Below are 14,137 nucleotides of genomic sequence, written 5' to 3' on the forward strand. Positions count from 1 at the left end.
CAAAAATAGCGCGCTTCCAAGCGCGCTGTATTTCGTTTATTTTAAGGTTTTCATCCAATTTGCCGAATGTCGCTTTTTTTTGACTGTCTTTCGCCTTTGGTTGCCAGACGCTTGATTGAGAAAAAGTGCTGCGCTACGATGAAGGTGTTTATAGCAAGGCCTTAACGATTTTGATTTTAGAATGGAGAAAATCATCATGCGCACTATTGCCGCGGTCTTTTTCTGTCTGGGTGCAGGTTGATTATCTGCCGGGCAATCGTTTCGGGATTGGAGAATCCTTTTGCAAAGAGGTCAATGCCATCGTCGAGTTATTGTTTTTAATGACGGGGTTTATCGCTCTGGCATCTTGGATCAAAGCAGTGCCTGGGTCGGCCATTGCGCCATTTTTTATGCGTGATCCATCGCTTTTTGCCGGGATGCTGCTCTCCGACCAGCATTAACATGGTGGGCTTATTTCCATATCTTCATTTCTGCCGCCTGATTTTTTAAAATAGTGCTTGACTTTTTATTTAGTAGGCTTTTCATTTCTGTCATGCAGCTGCTCCAGCACGCTCTTCAGCTGCGTGGGAATCGGCAGTCCCAGATGCGCCGCGTTCTCCGTGAGGGAAAGCCCCTCGTTCGAGATGTAGAAAAAGATGATCGCCGTGCGGAGCACTCCGGGCTGTCCCAGAACCTGCACGTCGATGATGTTGACGATGTCGACCAGGATGAAGATCAGCACCTTCCGGCAGATGCCCTTGAAGCCGACCGCAGAGGACAGCTTCTTGTCGCTGACGGCGCAGAGGATGCCCGTGATGTAGTCGCAGACCACGAACACGATCAGCGCGATCAGCAGCCCGTCACAGCCTCCGAGGAAGTAGCCGAGCCACCCTCCGAGGACCGTGAAGATGAATTGAATGGTGTTCCAGAATTCCTTCATGATGTTGTTTCTCCCTTTTTGTGCAAAAATAAAAGCCGCCTGCGTGATTGCAGACAGCTTTGGCAACTGAATGAATATGAAGTTGTGCTTATGTCTGTTCCGGCAGCGACTCCCAGAGCCGCATATCCTCCTGTCCGAGCGACCAGACGGCGATGCCGCGGAGTCCCCACTTGTACGCCGCCTGGTTCGCCCAATAGACAAGCGAGTCCACATCCTGATAGTAGAGGATGGAAAAGCCGTCAGCGTCTCCGAGGAACAGGCGGGAAATTCAGATGTCGATGTCTATCGGCGTGACCGTCACGGTATCACGGTATCGGTCGATGTCAAGGGCGTACAGTTTTACGGTTTCCGCATCTGCGACTCCTTCTCGGAAGAGCCGTCCGCGGGGAAAGCGACATTCACGCTGTGCCCCCGCAGTCAGGCCGACTCCTATGGCAGGCGCCGTCCAGAAAGCGCTCCTCCAATACGGCCACCAGAGCCTTGATTCCGTGAAGTGCGTCTGCGTCCCGTCAAGCGAGATATATACTCCGTTCTTGTCCCAGAAGGGATAACAGAGCCGCACCGCCACGTCGTAGGTTCCCGCCGTTCCGACGGTAAAGCTATATGTGATCGAGGCATTATCGCCGAGCGTGGCCACGCCGTCATCGACGGATATGATGCCGGACGCGCTGTCGTAGTTGTCCCCGTCGTGGTCGATGAGGATGTTGGTGAAGCTCGCCGCCTGCTGCTGGCCGTATGCCGTCAGGTATTTCCTGCGTTTGTATGTGCCGCTCGCAAGAGGGTAGTCATGGCTTGTGGCGTCCTGCCCTTCCATGAAGTCATAAATCTGCGGGAAGGCATACGGCACTTTGTTGTAGTCGTCCCAGTAGGCGAGGATCGGGATGAACGGCTGCGGCGCTACGTCGTTCGTGAAGTTGTACTTCCCGGTCATCCAGTTCTTTGCCGCGTATTCCCGCACATCCAGTTCTTTGCCGCGTAGTAGGTGTTCGACGTCCCGCGATAGGTCCTGTCGAGGTTGGAGGGCGTGTCGTAAATCTGCCAGTTCCATCCGTAAGCGGGCAAACCGAGAAAAATTTTCTCCGGCATCATGGCGGTCACGGCGTAGTCGTAGATGCCGTCCAGCCAGTCCTTCGGAGAGACAGGTCCCGGCGCAGAGCCCGACCACGCCATGCCGTAGCTCATGATGGCCGCCGTGCCGCAGTAATTGTCGAGGTCTGCGTACACGCACCAGTTCTCGCCGCCGACAGAGCCGTTGACAGAGGTCATTCTCGGAAGGGTAGATATTGACGCATTTTGTGCTGTCATAAGCCTTGACCGCGTTGTAGACCAACCTGACTAAGCCGGTCCCCGTAGCTTCTCAAAGCGGCGTGCATCCTCGCATTTCTCATGAACGTCCAGACACCATGCATTTGCGGCCTTTCAGATAGTCCCTGCTCAAATTGCCTCACCTCCTGTGAGCATAAAAAAAGCGCCTCCGAAGAGACGTTTGAAATAAGGCCGATTTCCCCGCCTTAAACTGTCAATTCAATCTGGTTTCCTTCTATTCCCACAAAGCAGCTTTCATAATATCCATCACCAGTAGTCCGTGGCCCTGAAACAACAGTAAATCCGTCTGTTTTCAACTGTGCTGTCAGTTCATCAACTTTCTCCTTGCTGCCAAGGCTGAACGCTATATGGATATATCCAGTCCTAGTCAGACTTTTCTCCAGATCTTCCATTTGCGGCTTATTCATGATTTCAAGTCTCGCACCACTGTCAAAAGTGAGAAAATATGAGCGAAATCCGGTTTTTATGTTGTAATAACCATCATTAGATTCAGCGTTCAGATATTTTCTGAAAAACTGCCTTGCCGCCTCGAGATCATTGACGTACATCGCCACATGCTCAATTTTCATGCCATCCTCCATTTTCTGAAACTCCACATACACCCGAGCCGATTTCTTGTCCTCGACCGTGACCGAGTGCTTGCTGTCTCCCGCAGCGGAGTATTCAATCTTCGGTCTACCTGTTGTAATCGCATTTCTGGCATTGTGTCATAACATTTTCGCTGCTTTCCTTATGGAAAATCCCGGACCACTTGCAGATGCTCTGCAGGATCGGCACGACCGATTTCCCTTTGTCGGTCAGGGAATATTCCACCCTCGGCGGTATTTCGTCGTACTGCTTGCGATCCACAAGGTTATCAGCTATCAGTTCTTTCAGCGTTGAAGCCAGCACCGCGTCGGTAATGTTCATCATTTCCTTACGGATGCCACTGTATCTGAGGACGCCTTTTTCGTTCAGCACGCAGATCACGCGGGATTTCCATTTGCCGCCGAATATCTTCAGACCATATTCCAAAGGGCAGCGGATATCTGCCTCCAGTTTCTTTTGATACATGCTAATGCGCCTCCAATTTCTGATTTCCATTATATCGCGATCACTCTGATTTTAATAGCCACTATTTAATTTATTAGTGACTCATAAATTTCTTTATATCTTCCATTCATTTAGCGAGGCTGCTATCATAAGACTGCATCAAGGAGATGCCCGACAAAAACAATCATACGGAGGTATTCACATGAACGTAAAGGCTTATCTTGAAATCACTATGACCATCAATCCGGAAAACCGTCCCGCTGCCGCCAAGGTCTACACCGACTACCGTCAGCCGTTCCTTGACACCATCGAAGGCGCGCTGACAAAGGAACTGCTCATCCGTGACGAGGATGTGCAGGTCATCCACGGCTTCGACAGCATGGAACACGCAAAGGCGTATCTTGACACCGACCTGTTCAAGAATGACGTTGTCGCAGGACTTCAGCCGACATGGGCTGCCGATCCTGACATCCGCTTCTATAAGGTTGCGTAAATCCGATCATAGTACCACGGCGTCCTGCTCCGTTGTCCTTTTATGGATAGCGGAGCATTTTTATATTGCGTCATCTCCGTTCTCCATCTCCTGAAACTCCACATACACACGAGCGGATTTCTTGTCCTCGACCGTGACCGGGTGCTTGCTGTCGCCCGCGGCAGAGTATTGGAAAAATCCGTCCTTGTCCATCGCCGCGCTGTTTTTCAGGCACTCCCCCGTGGATGCCAGAAGGTCGAGCCCGTCTCCTGCGGACACGGCAGATTTGAACGTCGCCTTATGCGCGCCCGCGCCGAGAGCAAGCGTCACACTGCCCGCCGCCATGCTGTGGTTCGGGTAGATTTTCCAGTCAAGCCCCGTGGATGTCTTTCCGAGGTTGAAGATGACGAATGTGGCGCTGCCCCGGACGATTCCGTTAAAGAACCGCTTTCCGTTGACAGAGTAATCGTCGTTTGTGTCGTACTCTTCGAGGGTGGTTTCCGTATTGATGACATAGCGGAGAGCCGGTCGCCTTCCTGTAGCATGAGGTCGGTAAACCAAAACGTCCCCTTACAGTCAGCTATCACAGGCTTCACGGTCAGGCTGACCGCCCGCTTGTCCTGCTTTTTCGTTATCGTGTCTGTAAAGCGCGTAAAATCAGCCATGTCAGTTACCGTCCAGCGTCCACTTTATCTCGGAAACGTGTCCTACTCGGCTGGAGGAACGGTAAGCTGCAAAAAGAAGGATGTGTTAGCCCTGCAGTTGACCACATACAAAGATTACTCCGATGATTTGTGCAAGGGGTTCTCCATAGCCGAAAAGCTGCTTCAGGAGGAGCGAATTTTCTCAAGCCGCGACCTTCCCTGCAGTACCATACCGGGCATCGGTCCCATCAATGGTTGAATGATCCTCGGAGAGATCGGTGACATTAACCACTTCTCAAAGCCTCGCAAGTTGCTTGCCTTTGCGGGTCTTGATCCATTCGTCTACCGATCCGGCAAATTTCCCGATATCGTTGAAATAGACTTCGATACGCTGAACGGCATATTTTGCTCTTTTGACATCTCGCTCATGCACAACGATTTTACTGATAAACTCATTGATGGCGGTGGGGGTCAGTTCTTTAAAGTCTGAATAGCTTTCTGCCAGTTTGATAAAGTTCTTTGCTCTTTGGTTGGCGTTTTCAAATTCGGATAAGCGTTCCTCGATTTTCTCTTGCTCTGCTTTCAAAGTGTAATATTCTTCTGCATATTTCCCCGATAGCAGTTCATAGCGTTTTGGCTCGATATTTCCCAGTGCATTATCTTCATACAACTTATTCATCACTCTTTCTATCTGTTCCATTCTATCTGTGATTTGTGGAATACGCTTTTGCTGTTTCTTGATTTCTTCCGTCTGTTCTTTAGCAAGACTGCTTTTTACCAATGCTTCAAATTCTTCTTTATTTGCTAATGAATACTGTGCTATTTTTCGCAAAACCTCTGTTAGATTTTCCATCACATCATCGACATCAATGCGGTGGGGAGAATGGCATTTAGGATGTTTTGCTTTTCCTTTGACATATTCACTGCAATAGGTTACATGCTGTACCTTATTGTTCTTGTGTATGGTGCGTATGTGCATTTTTGTACCGCAATCTTTACAGTACATCAACCCCGATAGTGCGTGAATTTCTCCATCTCCGTTTGGTCTTTTGACAGGTGCGTTTTTTAATATCCGCTGTACATTTTCATAGGTGGCTCGGTCTATGATTGGTTCGTGTACATCAGGGATTATTTGCCACTTATCTTTATCTACATAGTGATTTCTTTTATCTTTATAATGCTTCTCGGTTTTGAAGTTAACTACATCGCCACAATACTCCTGCCTTTTCAGTATGTGTGTTAGGGTTGCTTTGTTCCAGTTATAGCGGTTTTCTTCATTGAGCGGTCTGCTTTTTGCCGTTCCTCTGTCTTGCTGTTTCACATAAAAGGTCGGGGTGAGTATTTCTTTCTCTTTCAAGTGAACAGCTATCTGATTGCGGTTTTTCCCCTCCATAAAGAGCGTAAAAATGAGTTTTACAACTTCGGCAGCTTCTTTATCGACGATCCAAAAATCTTTGTCATCAGGGTCTTTGATATAACCATAGGGGGCTTCTGTTGCGACGGGCTTTCCGCTTGCTCCTTTGGTCTTAATTCCCGTTTTAACTTTCTTGCTGATGTCCCTTGCATATCACTCCGACATAATATTGATAAAGGGAGCAAACGCCAATGTATTTTGATCTTTGCTGTCGATCCCGTTGTTGATGGCAATAAAGCGTACATTGTTTCTTCGGAATATCTCCATCGCGTTTCCAACTTGAAGATAATCTCGTCCCCATCTTGTCATATCTTTCATAATGACAATGCCGATTTTTCCGTTTTCTACATCGCTTATCATCTGTGTGTAAGCACTGCGGTCAAAGAACCTGCCGCTTTCATCATCGTCGATATAGCGGCGAATGTTCATCAGCTTATGCCCTCTTGCATATCTCTCTAAAAATGCCTTTTGATTGACGATACTGTTGCTCTCGCCGCCGTCCCTGTCCTCATCACCAACTGAAAGGCGGGAGTATAGCGCAGTGATTTTGGTTGCATATTCTATCATGGCGTTATCCTCCTTTGCGTCCATATATTCGTCCTTACAGTTGATAATATGTACCCCCGGCGAAAAGCCGGATATCCGGGGCTGTTTTACAACGCCGCGTTCCTGACGGCGGCCTGCTTTGCCGTCGGGGATTTCTTCGCCTTTTCGATGCAATTTCATCCGGCGATCGCCGTGCCGCTGATGGTGGGCAAGCTGATCACCGGATTGGTCAGTCTGGCGATCGCCATTGCGATTTCCCAGGGCGATCAAATGGAAGCGGTGCCCGAAGCGGCTTTGCCGACCGACTGAAACCGCCGATTGATTTATTTGATTGCAAAAAAAGCGCCGTTTTCCCCTTTGGGAAAGCGGCGCTTTTGGGTCAGATTTAAAGATCGGACGGATCGCTGGATGCTTTCGGCGCGTCAGGCGACTGTTTGCGCAGGCGATGGGCCCACAGCCAAAGCAGGACCGTGCCGGCGAGATAAGCGCAGGATGCAAAGATCAGCACGGGACCGATCACGGGAATCTGCTCGAACAGGGAGAGCGCACAGGCGCCGAGAATCGCCGTGAGCCAATGGTTTTGCCTCGGGAAGATAAGTCGGCCGAAGGCGGCGCCGGTAAAGGCGTTGGCCGGCAAGGCCAGCGCCGCGAAGCTCAGCAGCGCAAAGGCGGCCACCGGAAGGCCGATGAAGGTCAGGCAGGCAATGAGCGCGGCCGGCACGATGAGCAGCAAAGCGACGAGGCCCGGCACGATGGGCTGCCATTTCTTTTCCCGGGTGAGGCGGGCGGCATTATCTAATGCTGGGGTGGCAAACACCACAATCAAAACGGCCATCAAAGCCGAGGCCAAAAGCCAGTACACGATGGAGCGGCCCTTCTTGGCGGCGGCTGCGTGGGCAAGCTGCTGTGCGCTGCGGTCGTTATCCGCCTTGTGGAAGGTCATGCTGCCCACTGCGGCGCCCTTGGGAATCGCGGGGCGTTGCTTGGCAGTTACCTTCAGGGTGCCGGTGATTTTGGCGTCGGCGCCGATGATCACCGTGCTGGCATCCAGGGTGACGTCGCCGTCGACCTGACCGTTAAAGGTGACGGTTTCGCCGGCGAGGTTAGCAGCCTGGGCTTTGCCGGAAAAAGTAACGCGTTGACCGCTGGCATAAAGACCGGCGGTTTTGGTCTTGCGGTCAATGGCGATGCTTTGCCCGCCGACAGTGATGTTGCGGCGGACGGTCAGCTGACGCAGACTCAGATTTTGACCGGCGGCACGCAGACTGCCGCCGATGCGGGTGTTCGTCAGGGCGATGGTGCTGCCGGCAACAAAGGCCGAGCCGCCAATGCGGGCGCTGTCGGCACTGATCGATTGGCCGGCAGCGAAAAAATCACCGCCGACCTGCCGATCGGTCAGGGTGACATCGGCGTCGGCCGATAACAAATCGCTGCGAACATCGGTTGTCAGTTGGCTGCTGAAGACATTGCCGGCGCTGTCGGTGGTGTTGGCCGCCGCGAAAACCGGCATGGCAAGGGTGAGGCCAATAGCCAAAATGGCCAAGCCAGCTAAAATCGGACGGGGTTTTAAAAGTTTCATAAGACCTCCTCTGAATCCATAATTTAAATTAAAGAAATTTAGTTAAGCTTAGCACGACAAACGGAAGAAGTCAAATGCGATTAAGCTGGCGCCGTTGCACTTTGGCGCCCGATTTTGCTATAATAGAGAGCGTTCTGCCGCGGAGCAGAAAATTTGAAATGAAAGAGGCGAATCATGCGTCATAAAATTTTATTTTTTGATGTCGACGGCACCCTGGTGAATTTTGATCGGCAGCTGCCGGCGTCAGCGGCGAAGGCGCTGCACGCGGCCCGGGCGGCGGGGCATCGCTTGATTCTTTGCACCGGGCGCAGCCAGTCTCAGATTTATCCCTTTCTGAAGACCTTTGGCTTTGACGGTATGGTCGGTGCGGCGGGCAGCCACATTATTTTGGACGGCAGGGAGGTGGCTCACCACACCTTCGGGGAGCAGCGGCTGGCGCCGCTGGTGGCCATGCTCAACGAGAAGGGTGTGCCCATGCTGCTGCAGACGGCCGGAGGCGGCGTTTTGACGCCGGATGCTGTGACGGCTCTGGGACAGTTTCGCCTGTTCCAAACGGATCCCGCCCGCCCGCTGGCGGCGGCGATTCGCGAGGCTATCGGTCCGATGCGCATCGATCCCGACCGAGCGGCCTATGCGGCGCATTACGGCGAGACGGAGTGTCTGGTGTATTGCAACGCGCCGATGGATCACCGGGCGATGGATGCGGCGCTGGCGCCATTGGGACTGGCGGCGACGCCCAGCAGCTTGGAGCCGGCGGACGAGCACACCGGTGAGATCACTCTGCGCGATGTGAGCAAGGCGGTGGGGATGCAGGAGCTTTTGACGGCGATGGACGCCGACGCGGCGGACACGATTGCTTTTGGAGACGGCCCCAACGATCTTGAGATGCTGGCTTTTGCCGGCATCGGGGTGGCTATGGGCAACGGCGTGGCGGCGGCCAAAGAGGCCGCCGATATGGTTACGGCTGACATCGATGACGACGGACTGGCCAGGGCCATGGCCCGGCTGAGATTGGTATAACGCACCAAAAAACCGGAACATCCGTGGTGAGATGTTCCGGTTTTTTGGTGCGTTGCGCTGCCGATCAGGCATGTGCGGCGAGTCGGGTCTCCAAATCGGCCAGCAGATCGGCCAAGGTGGTCGCGGCCAGGCTTGCCGCCATGGCCCGAGCGGCTGCCGTCAGTTTATCGTCGAGGACTGCGTGCACATTGCGTCCCACCGGGCAGTCGGGGTTGGGATTTTTGTGAAAGTGAAACAGCGGTTTGTCGCGGCCTTCCACAGCGTTAAAAATGTCCAGCAGGGTGATGGTTTCCGGCGCCTTTAAAAGACGGGCGCCGCCGATCCCGGCTTCCACCTGCACCAGGCCCGCGCGCTTGAGCTGGCCTAAAATATTGCGGATGATCACCGGATTGACGTTGACGCTGCCAGCAAGAAAGCGGGAGGTGGTTTTGGCTTGGCCTTCAAAGGTAACGATCGCCAGCAGGATATGGGTGGCGATGGTGGTTCGGGATGAAAAGGGCATAGCGTTCTCCTTTGCGCCGGCAGTGCCGGCGACCGTGCTTATTGACGGGATTTATTGTATCAAAAGGGAGCTGTTGCCGCAATGGTTACAGGGAAAAATCAATCCGGGAGCGCATTGGAGGCGGTGACCAGTTCGACGCTGACGGCCTCGATCTGATCCGAGAGCACGGAGTGGCGGTTCCACAGGATGGTGAAATCGTGGTTGACTTTAAAGTCTGTCAGGGGAATGGTGCGCAGCGTGCCGCGGGCCAGGGCCTCTTCCGCCGCGGTCTGATAGAGAAAGGAGATGCCGCAGTCCCGTTCGAGCAGGGCGATGATGGCGTGCATATTGCCAACCTCGACAAAATGAGTGAAGTCGGTGACGGCCAGCCCCATGACGGCCAGGCTGCGCTCCAGAATGGCACGGGTACCGGAGCCCGTCTCCCGGATCAGAATGCGTTCGCCGAGCAGATCCCGGGTGGTGCGAATGGGCCGGGTAAAGCGATGGCCGGCGGCGCACACGGGGATATAAGGCACACTGCGGTAGACGCGCTTTTCATAATAGCCGGGATCGTGATATCCCTCTACCACGGCGAAGTCGATGCGGCCGTGATTCAGATCGGCGAGGAGCTTTTGCGTGTTGCCGTAGCGCACCCGCAGGTCTGTGCGGGGATGGCGGCGAATAAAGGCGGCCATGGGCGCAATGAGATCAAACTCGCCGATGGTCATCGTCACGCCGAAGGTCAGCCGGTGGCGGCCCGGGCGGCTTTCGCGGATCCGGGTGCGGATCCGGGCCTCGTCGTTGCACATGGTTGTCATCGCATCGCGCAGAATGCGTCCGGCGGCGGTCAGCTGCAGTTTTTTCCCTTCCCGGGAAAAGAGCGTCTCGCCGAATTCGGCCTCGAGGGCGTGGATTTGCTGAGAGACGGCCGGCTGGGTGATGTGCATGGTTTCGGCGGTTTTGGAAAAATTCAGCGTCTCGCAGGCGGTTAAGAAGGTGTAAATTTTAAAATCGAGCACGGTATCCTCCGATATAATAGGGTGTCATCGGTCTGTTTGAGCCGATGCCCGGGGATGCAGCCAAAGGGGCTGTAATGATTATCATAAATTTTATTGATGATTGAATCAATATTTATTATTTTATCTTTTGAAAAATTGTGATTATACTGGATTTAAAACAACGAGAAAGTTTGGAGGGACAACGATGGATTGGATTCGAGAATATATTCGTGGCGTTTTGCTTTGTCTGGTGATCGCGCTGCCAAGCTGGTTTCTGGGGCAGGCCTTTCCGATTGTGGGCGGCCCGGTCATCGGGATTTTGCTGGGGATGATCGTTACGCTGCTGATCAAAGATAAATCGGCTTTGAACGCGGGGATCGGCTTCGTGTCGAAAAAGGTGCTGCAGTACGCGGTGATTTTGCTGGGCTTCGGTCTGAACCTGAGCGTGGTACTCGAGACCGGGCGTCAGTCGCTGCCGATCATCGCGGTGACCATCGCCACGTCACTGGTGCTGGCCTTTGCGCTCAGTCGGGCTTTTTACATCCCCGGCAAGATTGCGACGCTGATCGGCGTGGGCTCTTCCATCTGCGGGGGATCGGCCATTGCGGCGACGGCGCCGGTGATCGACGCCGACGACGAGCAGGTGGCCCAGGCGATTTCCGTGATCTTTTTATTTAACCTGATCGCGGCGCTGATTTTCCCGACGCTGGGCAATCTCATCGGTTTTGCCCATGGCAGCGAAGCCTTCGGCATTTTCGCGGGGACCGCGGTGAACGACACCTCCTCGGTGACGGCGACGGCCTCCGTTTGGGACAGCATGCATCATCTGGGCAGCGCCACGCTGGACAAAGCCGTCACGGTGAAGCTCACGCGAACACTGGCCATCATCCCGATCACCCTGGTGCTGGCGCTGCATCGGGCGCGCAGGGAGCAAAACGAAGATAATAGCTTCAGTTTTAAACGGGCGTTTCCGATGTTCATTTTGTATTTTGTGATCGCCTCGCTCATCACGACCATCTGTGTGCATTTCGGCGTGGACGCGGCGGTTTTCAACCCGCTGAAGACCTTGAGCAAATTCTTTATCGTGCTGGCGATGACGGCGATCGGTTTGAATACTGATATTGTGAAGCTGGTGAAAAGCGGCGGCAAGCCAATTCTGCTGGGGTTTTGCTGTTGGGTGGGCATTGCCGTCATGAGTCTGATCATGCAGCATGTTACCGGGCTTTGGTAAATCGGGCGAGGAGGCAAAGGCCGGAAGGCGATGCGTCTGTGCGCGTTTTCCGGCCCTTGAAATTAAAAGAAGTTAGAATTGGATTTTTTTGAGATTTTTCTTGATTTATCGCAATTACCTGCTATAATAGGTCAAGTAAGGTTGATGCGCCAATAGCTCAGCTGGATAGAGCGTTCGGCTACGAACCGAAAGGGCAGGGGTTCGAATCCCTTTTGGCGCACCACTTTGTAAGGTATTATGCAGGTCTGAGGACCTGCTTTTTTAATGCCGTGTTTGATGTCATAATCCCGTTATTCTGAAGAAGATGAGCGGTGAGAGTAGACATTATGCGTTGACCTGAAAAATAAATACCTCCCGAAACGGGATGAAAAAGTTATCAGCTTTATGGTTAGTATGGGCCGGCGGCGGATTTTAGAGATATAATTAAAACCGACACTGCAATTTGGGAGGTGGTATTTTGACATTAGATCAACTGACGGACGAGGTCATAGCGGGACGGCGTTTAAAAACGGCATCGGCAGTGCTCGGCAAAGAGGGCGGAACGCCGAATCTTTTGCAGGCGGAGATTGGAGAGCTGGCGGCCGGCGCGGATCGGATTCGCGAGGCGCTCTGCGGCGATAATGCGGATCTTTGTTCCATTGTCAACGGCAAGAGCGGCCGGTGCGGCGAGGATTGCAAGTTCTGTGCGCAATCTCGTCACAATCACACCGGAATTGACGAGCATGGTTTTCTGGCGCTGGACAAGATTGTAAAAGATTGTGAAATTTATAATGAAAAGGGCGTGAATCGTTATTCGATTGTGACCGCGGGCAGAACGCTGGCAGGCAATGATCTGGATGCGGCGGCGACGGCTTATGCCACGCTTCATGAAAAATTTTCGGAGATGAAACTTTGCGGTTCCCACGGATTGATGAGCCAGGAAGCCTTTGCCCGCCTGAGGGAAGCCGGCGTCGAGATGGTGCACTGCAATATAGAAACGTCCAGAAGGTATTTTCCGTCTGTGTGTTCAACGCACACCTTCGATGAAAAACTGCAGGCGATTGCCGCCGCCCAGAAGCTTGGGCTCAAGATTTGTTGCGGCGGGATCATCGGCATGGGAGAAACGTGGGTTGACCGGATAGAAATGGCGCTCACAACGGCCGAGCTGGGCGTCGCGTCCATTCCCATCAATACGCTGATTCCAATTCCGGGAACGCCCTTTGCCGATCGGGCAAGGCTATCGCCGGAGGATGTGCTGCGCACGGTTGCGCTTTTTCGCTGGATCAATCCGGAGGCATCGATCCGGATTGCGGCGGGAAGATTTCTGTTTGAGGATGGCGGAAGCGCGCTTTTCAGAGCCGGCGCCAATGCCACTATTACTGGGGATATGTTAACGACGGTGGGCAATAATACAAAGGAAGACAGAGCCATGCTCGCGAATCTTGGGTTTTCCCTCAGGCCTTCAAAACGGCGTGAGGCAACGCGGAGGCTCTGATCGATCAATTCGAAAATATCGCGAAAGGCGATGCCGATAATGCAAGACTCAAAGGCGCCATTGAATAAATTGAATATATAGTGATGAAATGACATTTAGATATTTGAAAGGAAATAAGATGAAAATCACTGATAACACGAAAAATCTTACGTTTATTGCGCTGATGACGGCGTTCATCTGCATTCTCGGGCCATTATCCATCCCGATCGGACCGGTCCCGGTTTCGCTGCAGAATTTCGCCATCTACCTCGTGCTGTATATCGTGGGAATGAAGCGGGGAACGATCGCCTTTTTACTTTATATGCTTTTGGGGCTTGTGGGGCTTCCCGTCTTTGCAGGATTCACAGGCGGGCTTCAAAAGATTGTGGGGCCGACCGGGGGATACCTTGTAGGATTTATATTCATGACGGTTTTGGCAGGATGGGTTTTGGACAATTATTATCAAAATAGGATTCTATGCGTTGCGGGAATGTTTTTAGCGACCTGTATTCCATATCTTCTCGGAACGTTATGGCTTTCACACAGTGCCGGGATGCGTTTGGCCTCGGCGTTCGCCGTCGGCGTGATGCCGTTCGTCCTGGAGGATTTGGCAAAGATGGTGGTTGCGGCTATCGTCGGCCCGCGGCTTAGAGAAAGATTGGACAAGGCCGGCATCATCACGTACGCGAAGAAATCATAAGCCGAAAAGGGCAGGCGTCGGCTGCCGCAGATTGACGCGATCGTTGCGCTGCCCGGAGATGAAGGGCGGGATATCGCTGATCCGGCACTCGGGACTATTCGCAAGCACATACATTATTCAAAAAATGATTATTTAGCGTATAAACAGCAGGGGCGCGCCGCCTCAGCAGCTTTATGGCGCGTATCGATCGGTTTGATTAAGCCTATTCAGATGTCGGGAGCCCGAGATCCGGATGGGTTATTTTTGTGTTGAAAAAAGTTATAAAAACCTATAAAATAATGGTAAAGTTATAAAAATAATAAAAACTTATAAAAACTTTGGA

Annotated in this window: 14 protein-coding genes, 1 tRNA gene and 3 pseudogenes; 9 read left to right on the top strand and 9 right to left on the bottom strand. The window is 52.7% G+C overall.

The window, feature by feature from the left end; all coding sequences use genetic code 11:
• Nucleotides 1-125 precede the first annotated feature (125 nt).
• Nucleotides 126-440, top strand: coding sequence for an ethanolamine utilization protein EutH (eutH, locus tag V3C63_RS09925; protein WP_329887635.1), 315 nt, complete (start codon nt 126-128; stop codon nt 438-440).
• A 65-nt stretch (nt 441-505) separates the two neighbouring features.
• On the opposite strand, the gene V3C63_RS09930 is transcribed toward eutH (V3C63_RS09925), so the two are convergent.
• The 4 genes and pseudogenes from V3C63_RS09930 to V3C63_RS09950 all read right to left on the bottom strand — a co-directional run bounded on the left by V3C63_RS09930 (nt 506) and on the right by V3C63_RS09950 (nt 3,298).
• On the bottom strand, nt 506-919 hold the full coding sequence (locus V3C63_RS09930; protein ID WP_329887637.1) for a phage holin family protein: 414 nt from the start codon (nt 917-919) through the stop codon (nt 506-508).
• 88 nt (nt 920-1,007) lie between these two features.
• A pseudogene (locus V3C63_RS09940) lies at nt 1,008-2,258 on the bottom strand (hypothetical protein); the annotation flags it as partial.
• A gap of 172 nt (nt 2,259-2,430) precedes the next feature.
• Entirely contained in the window at nt 2,431-2,814 is a 384-nt protein-coding gene (locus tag V3C63_RS09945; protein ID WP_329887638.1) for a VOC family protein, read from the bottom strand.
• 106 nt (nt 2,815-2,920) lie between these two features.
• A complete protein-coding gene (locus V3C63_RS09950; protein ID WP_329887640.1) occupies nt 2,921-3,298 on the bottom strand; it encodes a winged helix-turn-helix transcriptional regulator in 378 nt (125 codons plus the stop codon).
• 181 nt (nt 3,299-3,479) lie between these two features.
• Here V3C63_RS09950 and V3C63_RS09955 point away from each other — a divergent pair, with 181 nt between their 5' ends.
• Nucleotides 3,480-3,770 carry a hypothetical protein gene (locus tag V3C63_RS09955; RefSeq protein WP_329887642.1) on the top strand — a complete coding sequence of 97 codons (291 nt, stop codon included), beginning with the start codon at nt 3,480-3,482 and terminating at the stop codon, nt 3,768-3,770.
• A gap of 60 nt (nt 3,771-3,830) precedes the next feature.
• Here V3C63_RS09955 and V3C63_RS09960 read toward each other — a convergent pair whose 3' ends face one another.
• The gene (locus V3C63_RS09960; RefSeq protein WP_483434130.1) at nt 3,831-4,310 is read right to left on the bottom strand and encodes a hypothetical protein; all 480 of its coding nucleotides are present in this window, start codon (nt 4,308-4,310) and stop codon (nt 3,831-3,833) included.
• A 342-nt stretch (nt 4,311-4,652) separates the two neighbouring features.
• On the opposite strand from V3C63_RS09960, the pseudogene V3C63_RS11855 reads away from it, so the two are divergent.
• Nucleotides 4,653-4,709: pseudogene (locus V3C63_RS11855) on the top strand (hypothetical protein); the annotation flags it as partial.
• Between the two features lie 21 nt (nt 4,710-4,730).
• On the opposite strand, the pseudogene V3C63_RS09970 reads toward V3C63_RS11855, so the two are convergent.
• Nucleotides 4,731-6,398, bottom strand: a pseudogene (locus V3C63_RS09970) (DUF4368 domain-containing protein); the annotation flags it as partial.
• 24 nt (nt 6,399-6,422) lie between these two features.
• Between V3C63_RS09970 and eutH (V3C63_RS09975) the strand changes: the two are divergent.
• Nucleotides 6,423-6,662 (top strand): ethanolamine utilization protein EutH, encoded by a 240-nt coding sequence (eutH, locus tag V3C63_RS09975; protein ID WP_329887644.1) that lies wholly within the window; start codon nt 6,423-6,425, stop codon nt 6,660-6,662.
• Between the two features lie 76 nt (nt 6,663-6,738).
• Here eutH (V3C63_RS09975) and V3C63_RS09980 read toward each other — a convergent pair whose 3' ends face one another.
• The gene (locus tag V3C63_RS09980; RefSeq protein WP_329887645.1) at nt 6,739-7,932 is read right to left on the bottom strand and encodes a hypothetical protein; all 1,194 of its coding nucleotides are present in this window, start codon (nt 7,930-7,932) and stop codon (nt 6,739-6,741) included.
• A gap of 174 nt (nt 7,933-8,106) precedes the next feature.
• Between V3C63_RS09980 and V3C63_RS09985 the strand changes: the two genes are divergently transcribed.
• Nucleotides 8,107-8,952, top strand: a complete 846-nt coding sequence (locus V3C63_RS09985; RefSeq protein ID WP_329887646.1) for a Cof-type HAD-IIB family hydrolase — start codon at nt 8,107-8,109, stop codon at nt 8,950-8,952.
• 64 nt (nt 8,953-9,016) lie between these two features.
• Here V3C63_RS09985 and V3C63_RS09990 read toward each other — a convergent pair whose 3' ends face one another.
• Nucleotides 9,017-9,454 (bottom strand): Rrf2 family transcriptional regulator, encoded by a 438-nt coding sequence (locus tag V3C63_RS09990; RefSeq protein ID WP_329887648.1) that lies wholly within the window; start codon nt 9,452-9,454, stop codon nt 9,017-9,019.
• Nucleotides 9,455-9,552: 98 nt separating this feature from the next.
• Nucleotides 9,553-10,452, bottom strand: coding sequence for a LysR family transcriptional regulator (locus V3C63_RS09995; RefSeq protein WP_329887650.1), 900 nt, complete (start codon nt 10,450-10,452; stop codon nt 9,553-9,555).
• Between the two features lie 184 nt (nt 10,453-10,636).
• Between V3C63_RS09995 and V3C63_RS10000 the strand changes: the two genes are divergently transcribed.
• From V3C63_RS10000 to V3C63_RS10015, 4 genes are all read left to right on the top strand, one after another.
• Entirely contained in the window at nt 10,637-11,662 is a 1,026-nt protein-coding gene (locus tag V3C63_RS10000) for a YeiH family protein (protein WP_329887652.1), read from the top strand.
• Between the two features lie 146 nt (nt 11,663-11,808).
• A tRNA-Arg gene (locus V3C63_RS10005) sits at nt 11,809-11,885 on the top strand.
• 234 nt (nt 11,886-12,119) lie between these two features.
• Nucleotides 12,120-13,136, top strand: a complete 1,017-nt coding sequence (bioB, locus tag V3C63_RS10010; protein WP_329887654.1) for a biotin synthase BioB — start codon at nt 12,120-12,122, stop codon at nt 13,134-13,136.
• Nucleotides 13,137-13,254: 118 nt separating this feature from the next.
• Entirely contained in the window at nt 13,255-13,815 is a 561-nt protein-coding gene (locus tag V3C63_RS10015) for a biotin transporter BioY (protein WP_329887656.1), read from the top strand.
• Nucleotides 13,816-14,137 lie beyond the last annotated feature (322 nt).

It is taken from the genome of Pseudoramibacter faecis (assembly GCF_036289405.1).
Lineage (GTDB): Bacteria > Bacillota > Clostridia > Eubacteriales > Eubacteriaceae > Pseudoramibacter > Pseudoramibacter faecis.

Excerpts from the sequence above, each read along its gene's own strand:
- V3C63_RS09945 (WP_329887638.1), bottom strand. The coding sequence starts at position 2,814 with ATGAAAATTGAGCATGTGGCGATGTACGTCAATGATCTCGAGGCGGCA.
- V3C63_RS09930 (WP_329887637.1), bottom strand. The coding sequence starts at position 919 with ATGAAGGAATTCTGGAACACCATTCAATTCATCTTCACGGTCCTCGGA.
- V3C63_RS10015 (WP_329887656.1), top strand. The coding sequence starts at position 13,255 with ATGAAAATCACTGATAACACGAAAAATCTTACGTTTATTGCGCTGATG.
- V3C63_RS09990 (WP_329887648.1), bottom strand. The coding sequence starts at position 9,454 with ATGCCCTTTTCATCCCGAACCACCATCGCCACCCATATCCTGCTGGCG.
- V3C63_RS09985 (WP_329887646.1), top strand. The coding sequence starts at position 8,107 with ATGCGTCATAAAATTTTATTTTTTGATGTCGACGGCACCCTGGTGAAT.
- eutH (WP_329887644.1), top strand. The coding sequence starts at position 6,423 with ATGTACCCCCGGCGAAAAGCCGGATATCCGGGGCTGTTTTACAACGCC.
- V3C63_RS09955 (WP_329887642.1), top strand. The coding sequence starts at position 3,480 with ATGAACGTAAAGGCTTATCTTGAAATCACTATGACCATCAATCCGGAA.
- V3C63_RS09950 (WP_329887640.1), bottom strand. The coding sequence starts at position 3,298 with ATGTATCAAAAGAAACTGGAGGCAGATATCCGCTGCCCTTTGGAATAT.
- V3C63_RS10000 (WP_329887652.1), top strand. The coding sequence starts at position 10,637 with ATGGATTGGATTCGAGAATATATTCGTGGCGTTTTGCTTTGTCTGGTG.
- V3C63_RS09980 (WP_329887645.1), bottom strand. The coding sequence starts at position 7,932 with ATGAAACTTTTAAAACCCCGTCCGATTTTAGCTGGCTTGGCCATTTTG.